The organism is Longitalea luteola (assembly GCF_017356035.1).
GTDB classification, from domain to species: Bacteria; Bacteroidota; Bacteroidia; order Chitinophagales; family Chitinophagaceae; genus Niastella; species Niastella luteola.
In genome coordinates this window covers 140,464-158,835 of sequence record NZ_JAFIQX010000006.1, presented here as the reverse complement: position 1 = coordinate 158,835, position 18,372 = coordinate 140,464, and the positions used below count along the sequence as shown (strand labels likewise).

The following is an 18,372-nucleotide window of genomic DNA, read 5'->3' as shown; positions in this document are numbered from 1 at the left end:
ATTCCCCGTCCGGCCAGTCATGCGGGCGGGCATCTGGCCAAAATAAAATAGAAATTTCAGATGAATATTTCAGAACTGAGTTTACGGCGACCAGTGTTGGCAACGGTGCTGAACATCATGATCGTGCTGTTTGGGGTCATCGGCTTTACCTTCCTGGGCGTTCGCGATTACCCGGCCATCGATCCGCCTAACGTAAGCGTACGTACGCAATATCCCGGCGCGAATGCAGAAATTGTAGAATCACAAATTACAGAACCACTTGAAAAAGCCATCAACGGTATTGCGGGTGTTAGAAATATCACTTCAACCAACAGCCAGGGCGTAAGCAGCATTAACGTTGAGTTTGACCTGAGCGTCGACCTGGAAGCTGCTGCCAATGACGTGCGTGACAAAGTATCGCAGGCACAGCGCTCTTTACCCGACGACTTACCCGGCCCCCCTGTTGTAGCCAAAGCCGATGCCAGCTCAGATGCCATCATCTCCATGACGGTGCAAAGTAATACCCGCAATCAGTTGGAGATTACAGAGTATGGCACCAACGTGCTGGTTGAACGGCTGCAAACCATTCCCGGTGTTAGTGGTATTCAAATATGGGGTGAAAAGAAATACGCCATGCGTATCTGGTTCAACCCTGCCAAATTAAGCGCTTATGGCTTAACGCCGGGCGATGTGCAGACGGCATTGAACAAAGAAAATGTTGAACTACCCTCTGGTAAGATCACCGGTAATAAAACGGAGCTCACTATCCGTACTTTCGGCCGCTTATTTACAGAAGAAGATTTCAATAACGTTATCATAAAGAACGTAAACGGCAGCGACATCCGGTTGAAGGATGTGGCTGAAGCCGTGTTGGGCCCCGAGAATGAAGAAACGGTGTTGAAAGAAAGCCGTATTCCCATGATCGCGCTGGCGCTCATCCCTCAACCTGGCTCCAACTACGTAGCCATTTCAAATGAATTTTACCGCCGGTTGGAACAGCTGAAGAAAGAAGTGCCCGCTGATATTAAACTGGGTATTGCGCTCGACCAAACCAAGTTTATCAAGAAGTCGATCTCGGAGGTGGAAGAAACTTTGATCATCTCCCTCATCCTGGTGGTATTGATCATTTATTTGTTCTTCCGTAGCTGGCTGATCGCCTTCCGCCCGTTGATCGATATCCCCGTTTCATTGATCGGCGCCTTCTTTATCATGTACCTGAGCGGATTTACGATAAATGTATTGTCGCTCCTGGGTATTGTACTGGCAACCGGTCTCGTGGTAGACGATGGTATTGTGGTTACTGAGAACATCTTCAAGAAGATGGAAGAAGGGATGAACAAATACCAGGCAGCCAGGGAAGGTTCCAAGGAAATTTATTTCGCGGTAATTGCTACCTCAATTACGCTGGCCATTATCTTCTTACCCATCATCTTCCTGCAGGGCTTTGTAGGCCGGTTGTTCCGTGAATTCGGTATCGTGGTGGCCGGCGCGGTATTGATCTCCGCGGTGGTTTCGCTAACCTTAACGCCGGTACTGAACGTGAAGCTGACCCGCAACGTTCACAAACACAGCTGGTTCTACCATAAAACCGAACCATTCTTTCGCCGGATGGAGAGCGGCTACTTCAATTCCCTGAAAAGATTTATGCGGGTTCGCTGGATCGCCTGGTTGATTGTGGCGATTTGCGGTGGAATCATCGTATTTATCGGGGGCGGACTAAAATCTGAACTGGCGCCAATGGAAGACCGCAGCCAGTTCCGTTTACAGCTTACAGCACCGGAAGGAACTTCGTTCGATTATATGGATTCTTATGTCGACCGGCTCGCGCAGTTCGTTATGGATTCAGTGCCAGAGGCCAAAACGGTGCTCACCGTAACTGCACCCGGTTTTAGCGGATCAGGCGCCACCAATACCGGTTTTGTAAGGGCTACCCTTACCGAACCTAATGAGCGCGAACGTTCGCAGCAGGAGATCGTCGATATGATCAACCGCAACATGGGCAGGTTCTCAGATGGTAAGGCTTTTGCCATCCAGGAGCAGACCATTTCAGTGAACCGCCGGTCGGGCTTACCGGTGCAATTCGTTATCCAGAATAATGATTTCGACAAAATAGCCCAGGTGCTGCCCAAGTTCCTGGAAGAAGCTAATAAGAACCCCATCTTCCAGGGTGTGGATGTTGACCTCAAATTCAACAAACCGGAGGTGAGCATCGAGATCGACCGTATTAAAGCCAGTCAGCTGGGTGTAAGTGTGGCCGATGTTTCGCAAACCCTGCAGCTGGCGCTGAGTAACCTGCAATTGGGGTATTTTTACCGCGCAGGGAAACAGTACACAGTAATTGGCCAGGTGGCCCGTAATGAGCGCGACGACCCTACCGACCTCAAGAATATTTATGTGCGCAATAACCGGGGCGAGATCATTTCGCTCGATAACCTGGTTAGCATGCGTGAGCAAACCACCCCGCCTACCCTGTACCACTATAACCGGTATAAGTCGGCCACCGTTTCGGCGGGTTTGGCTCCGGGGCGCACACTGGGTGAAGGCATTAAAGCTATGCAGGATATAGCCAGCCGGCAACTCGATGAATCATTCGCCACTTCACTGGCCGGTAACAGCCGCGACTTTGCTGAAAGTTCCGGAAATACCATGTTTGCATTCGTGCTGGCCCTGGCCCTTATCTTCCTGGTGCTGGCCGCCCAGTTTGAAAGCTTTATAGATCCGCTGGTGATCATGGTAACTGTACCACTGGCGATTGCCGGTGCCGTATTATCACTGTGGGTTTTCGGACAAACCCTCAACATCTTCTCCCAGATCGGGATGATCATGCTGATAGGGCTGGTAACCAAGAACGGTATCCTGATCGTGGAGTTTGCCAATCAGAAACAGCTCGCAGGTTTATCGAAACGCGATGCCGTGATCGAAGCTGCAAGCGCCCGTTTACGGCCGATCCTGATGACAAGCCTGGCCATGGCCCTGGGCGCTTTGCCCATCGCCATGTCGTTGGGTGCTGCAGCCACCAGCCGTATTCCGCTGGGTATTGTGATAGTTGGTGGTATCATGTTCTCACTGATCTTAACCCTGTATGTGATCCCGGCTATTTATTCGTACCTCTCGCGTAAAAAAACGAAGAGCGAAATGGAGATCATGGATGATAAGGAATACAGGGCTTAAAATACTGGTTACAGGTTACATGGTTCCGGTTACATGGTTTTCCCTGTAACCTGCCTGCCGGCCGGCAGGCTTGCAACCTGTAACCTGTAATGGTTTAAAAAACTCAAACAGTTTTGATAAATATGAGATATATTTCAATGCTGATCATTTGTTTGATTGGTTCCGTACTGGCAAAAGCACAACAGCAACTTACCTTACAGGATGCAATCACTGCTGCGCTGAAAAATAACTATGATATTTTATTGACCCGTAACGATTCTACTGCCTATGCGCTGGACCGTTATTATTCATTTGCTGCGTTTCTGCCGCAATTGAACGGACAGGCCAACGCTATCTGGAATACAAACGACCAGCAATTGAAATTTGCCAGCCGCAGTACCGGAAAAGACAGTTTGGTTACGCGCAACGGCGTTCGCACTACCAATATGAACTATTCCATTAACCTGAGCTGGACCTTGTTCGACGGCATGCGGATGTTTGCTACCCGCGAACGTTTGATGGAACTGGAAAAATGGGGCTCACTGAATGTAAAAGCGCAGATCGTGAACAGCATAGCGGCAGTGATCAATAACTACTTCAATATCGTTCGTCAGAAATTACAGCTGAAAGCGGTAGAAGAACAGATGTCGCTCAATGAAGAACGGGTTAAACTGGCCGACAGGAAATTGTCGGTTGGTTTAGGCAGCAAACCTGAGTTGCTGCAAGCCAAAGTTGACTATAACGCGCAAAAAGCGGCGCAGTTAACACAGCTCACGCTGATTGCCCAGTTGCGCGATAATCTGAGCCAGTTGATAGGTTTCAAAACCGGTTCCATATACGAAGTAGCCGACAGTATACCCATCAATATGTCGTTACAGTATGGCGAGTTTGCCGCGCAGTTCGAACAAACGAACCCCTCATTACTGGCCGCGAAAAAAAGTATTGATATCGCAAACATCACGGTAAAAGAACAAAAAGCCGGCTTATGGCCTACGCTTGCTTTCAATTCAGCCTATAATTTCAACTCTACCAATAACAGCGTGGTGGTGAACCAGAACCAACCCAAGTTCAACCAGAATAAAGGGCTTAATTACGGGTTCGGATTAACTGTTCCCATTCTGAATGGTTTCAATACCCGCCGGCTTATTAAACAGGCGCAGCTCGACGTGCAATACCAAAAGATCAATTATGAAAAGCAACGGTCACTGGTTGATGTGGGGCTGGGCAATGCCTATAAAGATTATGAATTGCAGAAGAAGCTGCTCGATCTTGAAGATGACAACATAGTACTGGCCGAAGAAAATGTGGCCATTGCTCTTGAGCGCTTTAAACAGGGAGTATCTACCTACCTGGAATTGCGTGAAGCGCAATTCAGTCTGCAGGATGCCCGCAACCGCCTCTATGCCGCGCAGTATAATACGAAGCTGGCAGAAACAGAGTTATTGCGGTTAAGGGGCGATCTGCTTCGCTAGTTTATAGTTTATGGTTTTTGGTTTATTGTTCTCACTGCGCTATTTTCGGGACTGAAAATGGTTTAGGCTTGGTATTAGTATACCCAAATCATTGATTCCATGGCTACTGTTAACCGCTTTGAAGATCTCGAAATTTGGCAATTAGCGAGAAAGTTATATTCAAAGATTTCGCTGATAGCAGAAAGATTGCGGCTGAAACGAGAGTTCAGATTTGCAGAACAAATGAAGGCTGCAGCTGGTTCCATAATGGATAATATAGCCGAAGGGTTTGAAAGAAGCAGCCGGTTAGAATTTATAAATGCTCAAAGTATTTCCAAAGGAGAATGCGGCGAATTAAAGTCACAGATATACCGATGTTTTGATGACAAGTATATCAGCGAAACGGAATTTACTGATCTCTATAAAGAGACTGACATCCTTACAAAAAAGATAGCGGCCTTTATTATGTATCTAAACTCTTGTGAAACAAAAGGTTTAAAATTTAAAGACAGACAGAAGTGAAAGAACCAGAAACAATAAACAATAAACCACAAACCATTGTGGTTGGAATTATCATGGGCAGCGATAGCGATCTGCCGGTAATGCAGGCGGCAGCAGATGTGCTGAAGAGTTTGGGAATTTCTTTTGAATTAACCGTAGTATCAGCGCATCGTACACCCATGCGAATGGTGGAATATGCTACAAAGGCCCGCGAAAGAGGATTGAAAGTGATCATTGCCGGCGCCGGTGGCGCAGCTCATTTACCCGGTATGGTAGCCTCATTGACCCCATTGCCCGTGATCGGTGTGCCTATTAAATCATCCAATTCAATAGATGGCTGGGACTCAGTACTATCTATACTTCAAATGCCGAATGGCATACCAGTTGCTACAGTAGCATTGAACGCTGCTAAAAATGCTGGTATCCTGGCGGCTTCCATCATCGGATCATTTGATGAAGCTATTGGAAATCAGGTAGCAGCCTATAAAAAGAAACTGGAAGAAGAAGTATTGATCAAGATCGATAATCTGAAAAAACAAGGGTGGGAAAATAAATTTGATTAGGGATTTATGATTCATCCTTGTAATTTGCGCACGGTATGAAACTCAAATTGCTCGATTATAGAGAAATTCAGGATTTGCCCAATGGCTCAAATGTAGAATACTTTAATGATAACCTGTACCTGGTTGATGATGATGCCAGTGAAATGGTTGCCATGAATAAAAAGTGGCAAACCCTGGCCAAGCATCAACTGCTGACGTACGACGATCCCAAGATCCTTCCTGGCAGCAAATCCGATTTCGAAGCAACTACCATCGTTGAGGTGAATAGCATTCCCCGGCTGCTGGTATTGGGTTTCGATATTAAGGACAATCATCACAAAGCCATCCTGGTTAACCTCGATGATTTCACGAAGGAAGAATACGATATCTCTCTTTTTTATAGCCGGTTGAAAGAAACGGTAGGTATAATCAATATCGAATCTGCCGCTATTGTGTTGGGTAAACTGGTGCTGTGTAACCGCGACCACAAAGCTTCGCCCGAAAATCATATCATTGTTACGGATGCTGAGTTCTGGAAGAACCAGGAAAAAGCAGAAATTACAACCATTAGCTTCGATCTGCCACAAACGCCTAACCAGGTAGTGGGCTTATCGGGTCTCTCCTATTCCTACAAAAATGACTGGCTGGTAGTAACACTGCTCTCTGAAAGTACCGATAAAGAACATCAAACAACCGGCGACAGCTACCTGGCCGTTATAGAGAACGCTTCACGTAAAGTGGTGCGTAAAAAAATGAAGGTTAACTCCCTCTTTCATTTGAATGAAACAAACGATGGTTTTGTCGGTTACAATATGCAGTCGGTTTGTATCCGTTCAGAAAAAAGCAGGCGGGTGAAATTATACCTGTTGGCTAACAAAGAAGGTGAAAATGGCATCTTTGTCGTGCGGATAAAAGAATAATAAAACTGTACTTTACATAGTATGCCGCCCGGGTTTAACCAGGCGGCTTTTTTGTGTAAAAAAAATCCCGTCGCGAAAACTCGTGACGGGATGCTGCTTTTTTATACGTAAGAACTAAAACTAGAATTTGAACGCAACACTGGCCGATACTCTCCGGGGCATTTGCGGCTCAACGGTTGACCAGCCTTTGTAATATTGCTCATTGGTAAGATTATCAACCTTTACGCCTACCCTGAATGCTTTCGCATTGTAGAAGAGCGTGGCATTTAATACGGTGTATTCAGGAATCACAAATTCTCCTGTTGGAAGGCTGTTGGTAATGATATTCTCACTGGCATAGTTACCGCCAAAACCCACGCCCAATCCTTTGGCACTGCCTTTCAGCAAGGTATAGCTGATCCAGGCATTGGCCAGGTTGCGCGGACCGGCACTGTTCGGACGCCTGTCGATAATATTGATATCGGTTTTTTTGTTCCTGCTGTCGTTATAAGAGTAACCAGCCACAATGTTCAGGCCTGGTAATGGGTTGGCAACGGCATCCATTTCAATCCCTTTGCTTTCCTGTGATCCGTCCTGTACGGTAATATTCAGCTGCTCACCGTCTATTTCAACTGTTTCGCTACGCGTCATATTATCTACAGTGATATCATAGTAGCTTGCGCTTATGCTCAGTTTATGGCTGAAAAGATCCAGTTTTACCCCACCTTCCAGCTGATTGGCGTGTTGAGGATCAAAAACGCCTGAAACTTTATCAGTTGGTTGATTAACCGGCGCTACATTGCGAAATCCGTTCATGTAGTTACCAAATACCGATACCCTGTCTGGAACGATCTGATAGCTTAAACCGAATTTCGGCGATACCGATGTTTGGTTATATTTTGAATTGGGCAAAGGCGTGCTGCCGCTGGTAGCATTAAAAGAACCCTTGCTGTCGAAATAATCGATGCGCACACTGGCCATGGCTGCCAACTGTTCGGTAATATTCAATACATCAGAAATGTAGGCGCTGTAGGTTTGTGCATTGGTCCATGATTTGGTAGGTGCGGTGTTTTGTCCCAGTTTGGCATCTACTGCCGCCTGGCTTAACTGACCATAGCGCGTATCATTCAGGCGGGTGGAGCTCACCTGGTCGAAGGTAATATAAGCCGAGCTGTTGTTTTGGGTTTGCACGCTGAAGAAGTCGATACCAGCTACCACCCTGTTGCGTAATTTACCGATCTTGAAATCACCGATAAAGTTCTGCTGAATATCTGTTGAGGTACCAACGCCATTCTGATTGCTGACAAAGCGGTTCAGCAGGGTGTCGCCACCGTTAGGCGTGTTGAACATTACATACTGGTAGTATCCGTCTGACTGACGAACGCTGCGCGATACACTGGTTTGCGAAACCCATTGATCACTCAACTTGTAATTCATTTGACCATACAGGTTCAGTGTAGGATTTTTGATGGTGATATCGTTGCTGGTAAAGCTGCGCTTATAGTCCATGCCCAGCTCTTTGGGCGTTCTGTATTCCAGCTGACGCGTGCGGTTCAGGAATACCATCAGCGGGTTGGTGCCTTCCGATGTAAAGAATTCTGTATTGAACAGGAAAGACAGGCGGTCATTCACCTGGTAAGCTAAAGAGGGTGCTACAAATATCGATCTTTTAAAGCCGGCATCCTGGAAGCTGCCTTCATAATGGTAAGCGCCGTTTAACCGGAACTGCGCGGTATTGCTTTTATTGAGCGGTGTGTTAACGTCAACCGTAAAACGGCTTAAACCATAGCTGCCGCCGGTATATGATACTTCGCCACCGGTTGAATCGTATGGCTTTTTCGTTACAATATTCATCAATCCGCCAAAAGATATAAGGCTGCTGCCGAACAAAGTACCGGATGGGCCTTTGATGGTTTCTATGCGTTCGATATTAGCAGGATCCAGGCCGCCATTGGTTAAACCGGCAATGCCATTGATCATGGTTGGTTGTACGCTGAAACCACGCATCGTGAAATAACCGGCGCCATCGCCTGCGCGTCCGGTAGAGGTCCATAACCTGTCAACACCCGGCGCATTCTTCAGCGCATCATCAAAGCTAACGATCATTTGTTCCTGCAATAATTCTTTGGGCACTACATTGTACACCTGAGGGTTCTCGAGGTTGCCCAGGGGTAAACGGGCCACGTATCCGCTTGATCTTTTAGCGAATTTGTTTTGTCCGGAAGTAACTACTACTTCCTGTAATTCTTTATTCGAGGCTTTTAACTGGAAAGAAACGGTGGCGGTTTGATTGGCTACTACTTCAACCTGCTGTTCCAGCGCTTCATAACCGGTAAATGAGATGGTGAGGGTGTAACTGCCTGGTTGCAGCTTAAGGATCTCAAATACACCTTTTTCGTTGGTAATATCGCCACGGCGTTTACCTGCTATTTGTACGGAAACCGATTCTGCCGGCTTGCCATCGGAAGTTGTTACCGTTCCTTTAATGGAACCGGTGCTTTTTTGCGCAAAACCGTTCGTGATTGCTACTAAAATACCAAATACCAATAAAAAAAACTGCTTCATATTAGAGTACACGCTTTTGTGGCGCGAAATTAATGGCGCCTGTATGGTTTGCTTTGCAGAATCGGGAAAACCGTTTACGCGATGAGAAAAAATTCTTAGGAATTACCGGTTTCCGGTTGCCAGGGAACATGCTAAGAATAAACCGGAAGGTTTAAGGTGCCAAAGAGTGGTTACAGGGAAATACAGTCCGGTGGAAAGTCAATTAATGAGATCCCCGCGACTGGTAACTGCTAACCGGCGACATTTTAGCTTTCTTCAAGAATAGTGAATTGTTGTTCTAAAGTGAGAGAGTGATCGTGTATTATTTTAATGAAATCGCGGCCCCAGAGCGCGTACCAGGGCATAAAATTGTCAATACGTTCCTGTAATCCATTGCGGGGAAACAAGGCGGAGCGCACCGCCTGGATCTGCCGTTGCTCGGCTTCGTATTTTTTCTTTTCAGCGCGCAATAATTTCTTTTCCAGTTCCTGTAAAGGCCTCAAAGTTCTGGCCTGTAATGCTTCTACATGCTGCGTTAATGACCGGTCGATCGCGGCCGCTTTATTTTTTAACTGCTCATACACATGTTTGGCAGCTTCTACTTCCTGTTTTAATTTCAGTTCTCCGTTCTTATGCCGGCTCACCAGAATAGTGAGCAACTGTTGTTCACTCTGAAAGAAATCTTTCGGCTGCAGTTGCAGTTTCTGGATCTTATCCTGCCACTTCTTTTCTACGATCAAAAACGAATTGCGCACCAGCAATACCGGGAAGGGCGTATGATAGTGCTCGAAAAGGTCTTTTAATTCAAGCCAGTAGGCTGTTTCACCGCCGCCACCAACAAACGCAATATTGGGCAACACAGTTTCCTGGTAAAGGCCACGCAAGATCACGTTCGGACTAAACCTCTCGGGATGATTGACCAGCTCGGCCATTATTTCATCTTTGGTAAAGCTGATATCTGTTTTTCTTACTTCGTATTTATCCTGCCTCAGCTCTATCAGCTCGCGAACATTATCCTTTAAGTAAAATAAGTTGATCTCGCGTGGGTGCGCCTGGACTTTATATTGTTCGGATAATTTGTCAATGGTCTTCCCTACTATCCCGGCCGCATTTTGTTGTAGCAGGTCTTCCCGGAACACGTTCTCCATCACTCTTTTCAGGTTCGCATTATCGGGCAACACAACGATCAAACCGTATTCTGCAAATAAAGCATCTATCAGTTTGAAAGTGGCTGTTTGTATATCGGGACTTTCGAGGTAACAGCTGCGCAGCAGCTCTATTAATTCTTTACCATAAGGCTGTACGGATAATTCTCCCTCGATGCGGTGGATCAGTTTATCGAGCCCTTTGGTATTCATACGACCTACAGCGCCTGTTTGTTTTGTTTCCCAAACCAGCTTTTCTCCACCTAAATACACATGGCCCAATTCATCAAGATCCGCATCTTCGCTGCCCATCCAGAATACCGGCACAAAATGGTTCGACGGAAATTCCTTCTTAAGTCTGTCGGCCAGCCTGATAACATGTACTATCTTATAAATAAAATACAGGTTACCGGTGAAGATGGCCGGCTGATGCGCCGTAGTAATCGTAAACGTGTTGGGCTGTAAGAGCTGTTGAATATTTTGCTGAACGAGGGCTGAAGTGTTGATCCCTGTATATTGCTTTTGTAATTCCGTTACCAGCAGATTGCGGTCGGGTTGTACTGATTGCCGGGCCTGTATGGCCATAGCAATTCCTTCCACTGAAGCCGGATACTTGTAAAAAGGCTGTATAGTTGAGGACTGGTTAAGATAATCTGTGATGATCTTTGAAAAATACCCCGTCTGCTCAAATGATAAATTAGTAGAATTACAATCCATAAATAAGGGAATGCGAACATAAAAATACTATCAACCGCACGATTGGCATAACTGATCGTCAATTTTAACGTTCCATTGCTACTTTAGTTCATACGCTATGATGTTATTTTTAAAGAAGGTGGGAACATACACGATCCTGTTCTTCGCGTCATAGCCAATATCGGCCGTGTTGATCTTTTGTTCGCGGGTATCCAGCAGATTTTGTTTGGTTCCATCGCCGTTCACATACCAGATGGAGCCGGCCCAGCAGCTGACGATATAATCTTTTCCTTTTACATGTTCCACGCCATCGGTACCGCCTTCCATGCCTTCGGCCAGTTTGGTAAGTGATTTATCTTTTTCCACTTTGTACAATCCGCCTGCATCGAGCACAAACAGGTCATTGCCATTAATCAGCAGTCCGTTGGGGCCCTTCAGGTTTTCGAGCCAGGTGGTCACCTGACCGTTCTCGATGCGATGTACTTTTTTATTTTTAGAATCAGATACGTAGATCACGCCTTTTTTATCAACAGAAATGTCATTCAGGCCCTGTGCGCCTTCAACCGGAATGGTTTTAACAACTGCCCCCTTTTTAATATCGATCACGGCTACTTTGTCTACATCGGCTACATACAGGTTGTTTTTATATAATCCCATACCCTTGGGTGCCGAAAAGCCGCTTACCCAGTCTACGGTAATGATCTTACCATCAAGCCCTACTTTACCAACGGACCCTTTATTGTCCCTGTCCCACGGCTGGCCGTCAATATTGGTAACGTACAATACTTTATTGGCTTCATCGTACAGTACTGCCTCTGGTACTTTCAGCAGGGTATCAGTCTCCCATTTTTTAACCAGCTGGTGTTCCTGGGCATTGGCGATCGAGGCTGTCAGCATGAATGCGGCTGCAATAGAGTAACTTTTCATATGATGCTTGTTTTGAGGGGAGTAAAGATAGTCGAAAAGTTAACAAGTTGACTGGTTGACCAGCTAACGCGGTTGGCTGGCGGCTGAAACGTATGCCTCTTTGCCTTTATGCCTTGTTGCCTTAGAATCTTTCCGGGCTGAAAGCGGCCACATCGATCGTAGTTTTCTTTTTATTGATGAGTTCTTCTACCAGTTTACCGGTGGCCGCAGCCAGGGAGAGACCAAGCATGGCATGTCCGCCGGCGATCACCAAATTCGCATATTTACTATGATGACCGATATACGGTAATCCATCGGGGGTGAGCGGGCGTAATCCGTACCAGATCTTTTCTTTCGGCATCATTTCCACGGGCAGATCGGGATAATAGGCTTTGGCGCCGTTATAAATAGCATGTGCACGTTTTATCAGTAAGGGAGAATTGAGTCCGCTGATCTCCATAGTGCCGCCCATCCGCAGGTCGGCACCCATAGGTGTCATGGCTACTCTTTTATCTACCAGGATAGCCGGATAGCGCAGGTTCCTTTGTACTTTCTCATACGTCATGCTGTATCCTTTGCCAGCCTGTAACAAAATGGAAATGCCCAGCTTTTCACTTACCACCGGCAGCCAAGATCCGCTGGCCAGCACCAGTTGAGAGCAATCGAATTTGCCCTTGCTGGTAATAACGGCTGTAACGGTATTCCCTTTTTTCTCAAAGCCGGTAACGGTAGTGTTCAGCTGCAGTTTTACGCCCGACTTTACCAGGTGTTCTTTGAGGGTGCGCATCAGGTCGCCGGGATGCAGGTGGCAGTCGATCGGATACAAAACACCGCCCCGCACATCTACCTGTACATCCGGCTCCATGGCCTGCACTTCCTGTGCATTTAATATTTTGGTATCGATGTGCAGCTTCGCTGCTGCTGTGGCCAATTCTATTTCATGTTTTTCAATAGCGGCCGATTTATAGAGCATGAAACAACCCACTTCCTGCATGCGGAAATGATTGCCGAGTTCATTTTTGATATCGCTGGTCAGTTCACGGCTTAATTGTAAGATATCGTTCAGCGGAGGAATATTTTTTTCTACCGTTCGGGCATTGGCCTGTTTCCAGAAGGTCATCAACCACCTGATAAGATCGAGATTAAGGCGGGGTTTAATGTAAAATGGACTGGTTGAACTGAGCATCCACCGCAAGCCCTGTGCTACAATACCGGGTGATGCGAGGGGAATAAAGTGGCTGGGCGATACATAACCTGCGTTTCCAAATGAAGTGCCATCGGTAATGTCACCTCTTTCAATGATCGTTATTTCATAACCTTCTTTTTGGAGATAATACGCACAGCAAAGGCCGATAACACCGCCGCCAATAATAGTAACCTGTTTGCTCATGTGAAGTATTTAGTGGTCAAGTATAGAGTGAATGGTAATATAACGGGTTACCGGTTGCCAGTTTCCGGTTGCCAGGCCCTTAAGGCACAAGGCCCGCCTGTAATCAAGCTGCTTTTAATTTGAGCGCCCGGGTAACCGGGAACCGGTAACTGTTACCGCGCTGTTATATATCGTATGCTTCCCATTAGTAAATCACCCATTCTTAAATAACCTGGAAACCATACGCATACGGATCGTCATCCGGATCAATGGAAATAGTATTGTAGCCGTAGATCTTTGCCCATCCTTCAATGCTGGGGCGAATAGCGGGTTTTCCATCAACCGTTGTTTCTTCCTCAATGCGCCCCACGAACTGTGACCCGATAATGCTTTCATGAACAAAAGCATCGCCTTTCTTCAATTTTCCTTTGGCATACCATTGCGCCATCCGGGCTGAGGTGCCGGTTCCGCAGGGTGACCGGTCAATTGCCTTGTCGCCATAAAACACCGCGTTGCGCGCGGTAGCATTTTTATCCATTGCAGCGCCTGTCCATAAAATATGAGAGCAACCGTTAATAGTTGGGTTCTCCGGATGTACAAACTGGTATTGCGCGTTTATTCGTTTGCGTAACTCCCTCGCCCACCCGGTCAGCTGATCTGCTCCATAATGCTCCAGTCCTTTAAAATTGGGCTGAACATCAACGATCGCATAAAAATTTCCGCCGTAGGCAACATCTATGGTCAACTCGCCCAGGTCAGGGCTGGTCACCTGCAACCCTTCAGCTGCCAGGTAAGCGGGAACGTTAGTCAATTTAACCGTTTTTACCTTTTTGCCTTCCTGCTTGTAACTGATCTTTACCAGTCCGGCGGGTGTTTCCAGCCGAACGGTGCCCGGCACTTTGGGTGTGATCAATCCTTCTTCAACGGCGATAGTGATCGTGCCAATGGTACCATGGCCGCACATCGGTAAACAGCCACTTGTTTCAATGAACAGTACAGCGATGTCGTTCTGCGGATCATGGGCCGGATACAGGATACTGCCACTCATCATATCGTGCCCGCGGGGTTCGAACATCAGTCCTTTGCGGATCCAGTCGTATTCTTTTAGGAAATGCTGGCGCTTTTCGCTCATGTTCTTTCCTTCCAGTACAGGACCACCACCGGCTACCAGGCGAACCGGGTTGCCGCAGGTATGCGCATCGATACAGAAAAAAGTTTTTTTCATGAACCCCACAGTTTATCTCGCGTTCATCCTGAGCGACTTAATGTTAAGTACACTCGCCGGATACGCGGGTAAAGTAATAAAAAATTATAAACGGGAATATTTTTATAGGCAGCAGAAAAACGCAAAACAAATTTGTTGTTTGTGGTTTGTTGTTTGTGGTTCTTTTATTTCAAACTCAAGCGCAAACGCATGCAGTCTGAATTCTATGGCTGATACATTTTCTCGGCGATTTAGTATTTCGGCAGCAACTACAAACCACAAACAACAAACTACAAACCATTTTTCGTTATTTCATCATTTACCGTTCTCCATATGCCCAACGGATTGCCGTCCTTCAACTCATCCGGTAATAAATTGTTTGGCCAGTTCTGATAGGCGATCGGACGGGCAAAACGTTTAATACCGTCGGCCCCAACCGAAGTGAAGCGCGAATCGGTAGTTGCGGGAAATGGACCTCCATGGTGCATGCTTAAACATACTTCCACGCCGGTAGGCACGCCATTTACGACAAAGCGGCCACAAATATCTTTTACGGCTTCTACCAGTTCATCGTGCTGTACAATATCATTTTCAGTGGCCATCAGCGTGGCGGTCAATTGTCCTTCCAGGTGACGAACCACTTGCAGTAATTCCTGCTGGTCTTTACACCGGATAACAAGAGAATAAGGCCCAAACACTTCCTGGTGTAAGATGGGATTATTCAGGAACGCTTCGCCGCTGGCAGAGGCGATCGTTGGCACACCCTGGTTGTCGGCAGGCTGCGTATTGCTTATGGCCACTGTTTGTACCTGTTGTTGGGAAAGAGCGCGTGATCTGTTCTCAGCATAATTTTTTGAAATACCCGGATGCAACATGGTACCCGGACTAACCGCTTTTATTTCATTGCCGAGCGTAGTTATAAATTCCTGCAGCTCCGCTCCTTCTATGCCGAATATCAGGCCCGGGTTGGTACAGAACTGGCCAACACCCAGCGTGATAGAACCAGCATATAGTTTTGCGATCTCGGTAGCAGATTGTTTCAATTTTTCAGGCAATAAGAACACCGGATTCACACTGCCCATTTCAGCGAATACCGGTATGGGTTCTTTGCGCTGGTTCGCCCAGTCGAACAAAGCTGTACCGCCTGAATAGGAACCGGTAAATCCTACTGCTTTTGTGTACGGATGCATAACGAGCGCTTTTCCTACTTCCTGAGAAGCGCCGTGTACGTGGGCAAAAACACCGTTGGGAAGCTGGCATTTTTCTGCAGCCCTCAGGATGGCCCGGGCCACCAGTTCAGATGTTTGTGCATGCGCCGGGTGTGCTTTTACAATAACCGGGCAACCGGCTGCAAAAGCACAGGCTGTATCGCCACCTGCGGTAGAATAAGCGAATGGAAAATTACTGGCCCCGAATACCACTACAGGCCCCAGGGGGATCAGCATTTTGCGGATATCTGGCTTGGGTGGCGTTTTATTCGTATTTGCCGTATCGATCCTGGCTTCCAGCCATTCGCCTCTTTCGCAGGCGTCGGCATAACTGGTCAACTGATACATGGTACGGGCCCGTTCGTTGCGTAAACGCGCTTCAGGCAGATTGGTTTCACGCATTGCTGTCTGGATCAGTTCGTCGCCTGCATTTTCCAGCTCTGTAGCAATGGTGCGCATGAAGCGGGCCCGGTCTTTTAACGAATACTTCCGGTATTGACGAAAGGCCTGCCATGCATTGTTCAATACCTGGTCTATCTCGTGTGAGGTTGCATCTTTAAACATAAGTCAAGTATTTTACCGTTGTATCGGGCTACAAAGGTATTATACATTCCTTTAACCATTATACCTGCGTGAAATATTGAAGCTAAAAAGGTAAAAACTGTTAATAGGGAAAGGGACAGAATCCGGGCTTAACGGGAAAGAAAGTAGATCTTTCTTTCCCTGTTAATGAACTCCGGATATGCTGCTGGCAGCATAATTAACCAGAACCTAAACCCTCTTGGTCGAGAGCTGCTACTAATACTAAAAAAGCGTATTAACCTGATTTCAAATTTACCGGCTTATTGATCTATTTTACACATTTTGCATGTCTATTTATTATATTTTTTTGTTAATGGTATGTCACATTTGTTTAATTAATTAGGACTGCAAACGGTATTTAGCACTAATGAAACACTTACAGAATTAAAAAGGCAGGCACAAGAGGTTGTATGCCTGCCAGTGTGGAAAATATTCATTAAGTAGCGTCGCACTACTTCATGATCCACGATGATACCATGCAGATCTGATCACTCACACCTGCCGGTATCTGCCATTGCCTCCAATTGAGTCATTTATAAATGTCAGTAAATAAATGCTAATGTATATCCGGAAATGATAAGGCTGTATGTACCATTGATTGTTCAATGTACATTTAATGAGGCGAAGGTATTGCTTATACCATGCGGAGACAATACAACTTTGTGGTAATTCCGCTTAATGCTGAACGCCAAACGCTTAACGCAGAACCCTAAACGCAAAAGCCGGTTGAAGGCTGAACGGTTAAGGCCTAACGCAAAAAACGCCATCCGCGAAGTAGCAGACGGCGTTTTTAAGTTTTAAGAAATTGTTGGATGTCAGATCGAGGATTTACGACTCCCCTTTAGCGGGCCGGGGGTGTTAGTCAACCACTTCACCCTCCAGGTCAAAATCGTATGCTTTGGTGATCTTAACGTTTACAAATTCACCTATAGGTAATTTTTTGGTGCTGTTTATGATCACTTCATTATCCACTTCTACACTGTCGAATTCAGTGCGGCCCAGGTAACGGCCCGATTCTTTTTTATCGATCAGGGTTTTGAAGGTTTTGCCAATCTTTTCCTGGTTCTTTTCAAAATTGATCTCCTGCTGCACTTCCATGATCTCCTGTGCCCGCGCTTCTTTTTCTTCCTGTGGAATATTGTCTTCCAGGTCGTATGCGGTAGTGTTCTCTTCGTGCGAATAAGTGAAGATGCCGGCGCGATCGAAGCGGTGCATTTGCAGGAACGACTTCAACGACTCTACATCGTCTCTTGTTTCACCCGGGAAGCCGGTGATCAATGTGGTTCGTAAACCAATACCAGGCACTTTTTCGCGGATGGCGCTGATCAATTCATTCATTTCTGCCTGGGTGATCTGGCGTTTCATAGCCTTGAGCATGTTATCGCTGGCGTGCTGCAGCGGCATATCGAGGTAATTACAGATGTTCTCCCGTTCGCGCATTACATCCAGTATTTCCAACGGAAATTTAGACGGATATGCATAATGCAGCCTGATCCATTCCAGCCCTTTTACATCGGCCAGACGGTTCATCAGATCAGCCAGCATGCGTTTTTTATAGATGTCCAGCCCGTAATAGGTTAATTCCTGGGCAATGAGCATTACTTCTTTTACGCCTTTCTTCACCAGTCCCTCGGCTTCTTTCACCAGCTGTTCAATGGGTTTGCTGATGTGTTGGCCGCGCATAAGGGGAATGGCACAAAAAGAACAGGTGCGGTTACAGCCTTCTGAAATTTTCAGATAGGCATAATGGGTAGGCGTGGCCAGTAAGCGCTCGCCCAGCAATTCTGCTTTATAATCGGCTTCAAACTGTTTTAATATCAACGGCAGTTCCATCGTGCCGAAATAGGCATCCACTTCAGGAATTTCCTGTTCAAGGTTATTCTTGTATCGCTCGCTTAAGCAGCCGGTAACATACACTTTATCGAGTTTACCGCGACGTTTCAGTTCTACCTGGTCAAGAATGGTATTGATCGATTCCTCCTTGGCCTTGTCAATAAAGCCACAGGTATTTACAATTACAATATTGTGATCTGATTTTTGATTCTCATGTATCACGTCGATATCATTGGCCTGTAGCTGTCCGCTCAGGACTTCACTATCAACCATGTTCTTGCTGCAGCCCAGCGTAATGATATTGACCTTGTCTTTTTTATGGGATCTGACTTTCATATAAGGGCGCAAAGGTACTATTTCAAT

At 46.4% G+C, this 18,372-nt stretch carries 12 protein-coding genes; 5 read left to right on the top strand and 7 right to left on the bottom strand.

Annotated features, from left to right (window positions below):
* Positions 1-60: 60 nt before the first annotated feature.
* The 5 genes from JUB15_RS16615 (at position 61) to JUB15_RS16595 (ending at position 6,543) form a co-directional block, all read left to right on the top strand.
* Entirely contained in the window at positions 61-3,150 is a 3,090-nt protein-coding gene (locus JUB15_RS16615; protein WP_207513621.1) for an efflux RND transporter permease subunit, read from the top strand.
* A gap of 122 nt (positions 3,151-3,272) precedes the next feature.
* The gene (locus JUB15_RS16610; RefSeq protein WP_207513620.1) at positions 3,273-4,601 is read left to right on the top strand and encodes a TolC family protein; all 1,329 of its coding nucleotides are present in this window, start codon (positions 3,273-3,275) and stop codon (positions 4,599-4,601) included.
* A gap of 99 nt (positions 4,602-4,700) precedes the next feature.
* Positions 4,701-5,102, top strand: coding sequence for a four helix bundle protein (locus JUB15_RS16605; protein WP_207513619.1), 402 nt, complete (start codon positions 4,701-4,703; stop codon positions 5,100-5,102).
* Positions 5,099-5,644 (top strand): 5-(carboxyamino)imidazole ribonucleotide mutase, encoded by a 546-nt coding sequence (gene purE / locus JUB15_RS16600; RefSeq protein WP_439651000.1) that lies wholly within the window; start codon positions 5,099-5,101, stop codon positions 5,642-5,644. Before JUB15_RS16605 ends, purE begins: the two co-directional genes overlap by 4 nt.
* A 35-nt stretch (positions 5,645-5,679) precedes the next feature.
* Complete coding sequence (locus tag JUB15_RS16595; RefSeq protein WP_207513618.1) at positions 5,680-6,543, top strand: DUF6929 family protein; 864 nt, start codon at positions 5,680-5,682, stop codon at positions 6,541-6,543.
* Between the two features lie 120 nt (positions 6,544-6,663).
* Here JUB15_RS16595 and JUB15_RS16590 read toward each other — a convergent pair whose 3' ends face one another.
* The 7 genes from JUB15_RS16590 to rimO all read right to left on the bottom strand — a co-directional run bounded on the left by JUB15_RS16590 (position 6,664) and on the right by rimO (position 18,345).
* Positions 6,664-9,087 carry a TonB-dependent receptor gene (locus tag JUB15_RS16590; RefSeq protein WP_207513617.1) on the bottom strand — a complete coding sequence of 808 codons (2,424 nt, stop codon included), beginning with the start codon at positions 9,085-9,087 and terminating at the stop codon, positions 6,664-6,666.
* Positions 9,088-9,332: 245 nt separating this feature from the next.
* A complete protein-coding gene (gene bshC, locus JUB15_RS16585) occupies positions 9,333-10,928 on the bottom strand; it encodes a bacillithiol biosynthesis cysteine-adding enzyme BshC (protein ID WP_207513616.1) in 1,596 nt (531 codons plus the stop codon).
* A gap of 78 nt (positions 10,929-11,006) precedes the next feature.
* Positions 11,007-11,834 (bottom strand): SMP-30/gluconolactonase/LRE family protein, encoded by an 828-nt coding sequence (locus JUB15_RS16580; RefSeq protein WP_207513615.1) that lies wholly within the window; start codon positions 11,832-11,834, stop codon positions 11,007-11,009.
* Between the two features lie 121 nt (positions 11,835-11,955).
* The gene (locus JUB15_RS16575; protein ID WP_207513614.1) at positions 11,956-13,203 is read right to left on the bottom strand and encodes an NAD(P)/FAD-dependent oxidoreductase; all 1,248 of its coding nucleotides are present in this window, start codon (positions 13,201-13,203) and stop codon (positions 11,956-11,958) included.
* Between the two features lie 202 nt (positions 13,204-13,405).
* Positions 13,406-14,407, bottom strand: a complete 1,002-nt coding sequence (locus JUB15_RS16570) for a 4-hydroxyproline epimerase (protein ID WP_207513613.1) — start codon at positions 14,405-14,407, stop codon at positions 13,406-13,408.
* A 269-nt stretch (positions 14,408-14,676) separates the two neighbouring features.
* A complete protein-coding gene (locus JUB15_RS16565; protein WP_207513612.1) occupies positions 14,677-16,158 on the bottom strand; it encodes an aldehyde dehydrogenase (NADP(+)) in 1,482 nt (493 codons plus the stop codon).
* 876 nt (positions 16,159-17,034) lie between these two features.
* On the bottom strand, positions 17,035-18,345 hold the full coding sequence (rimO, locus tag JUB15_RS16560; RefSeq protein WP_207513611.1) for a 30S ribosomal protein S12 methylthiotransferase RimO: 1,311 nt from the start codon (positions 18,343-18,345) through the stop codon (positions 17,035-17,037).
* Between the last annotated feature and the right edge of the window lie 27 nt (positions 18,346-18,372).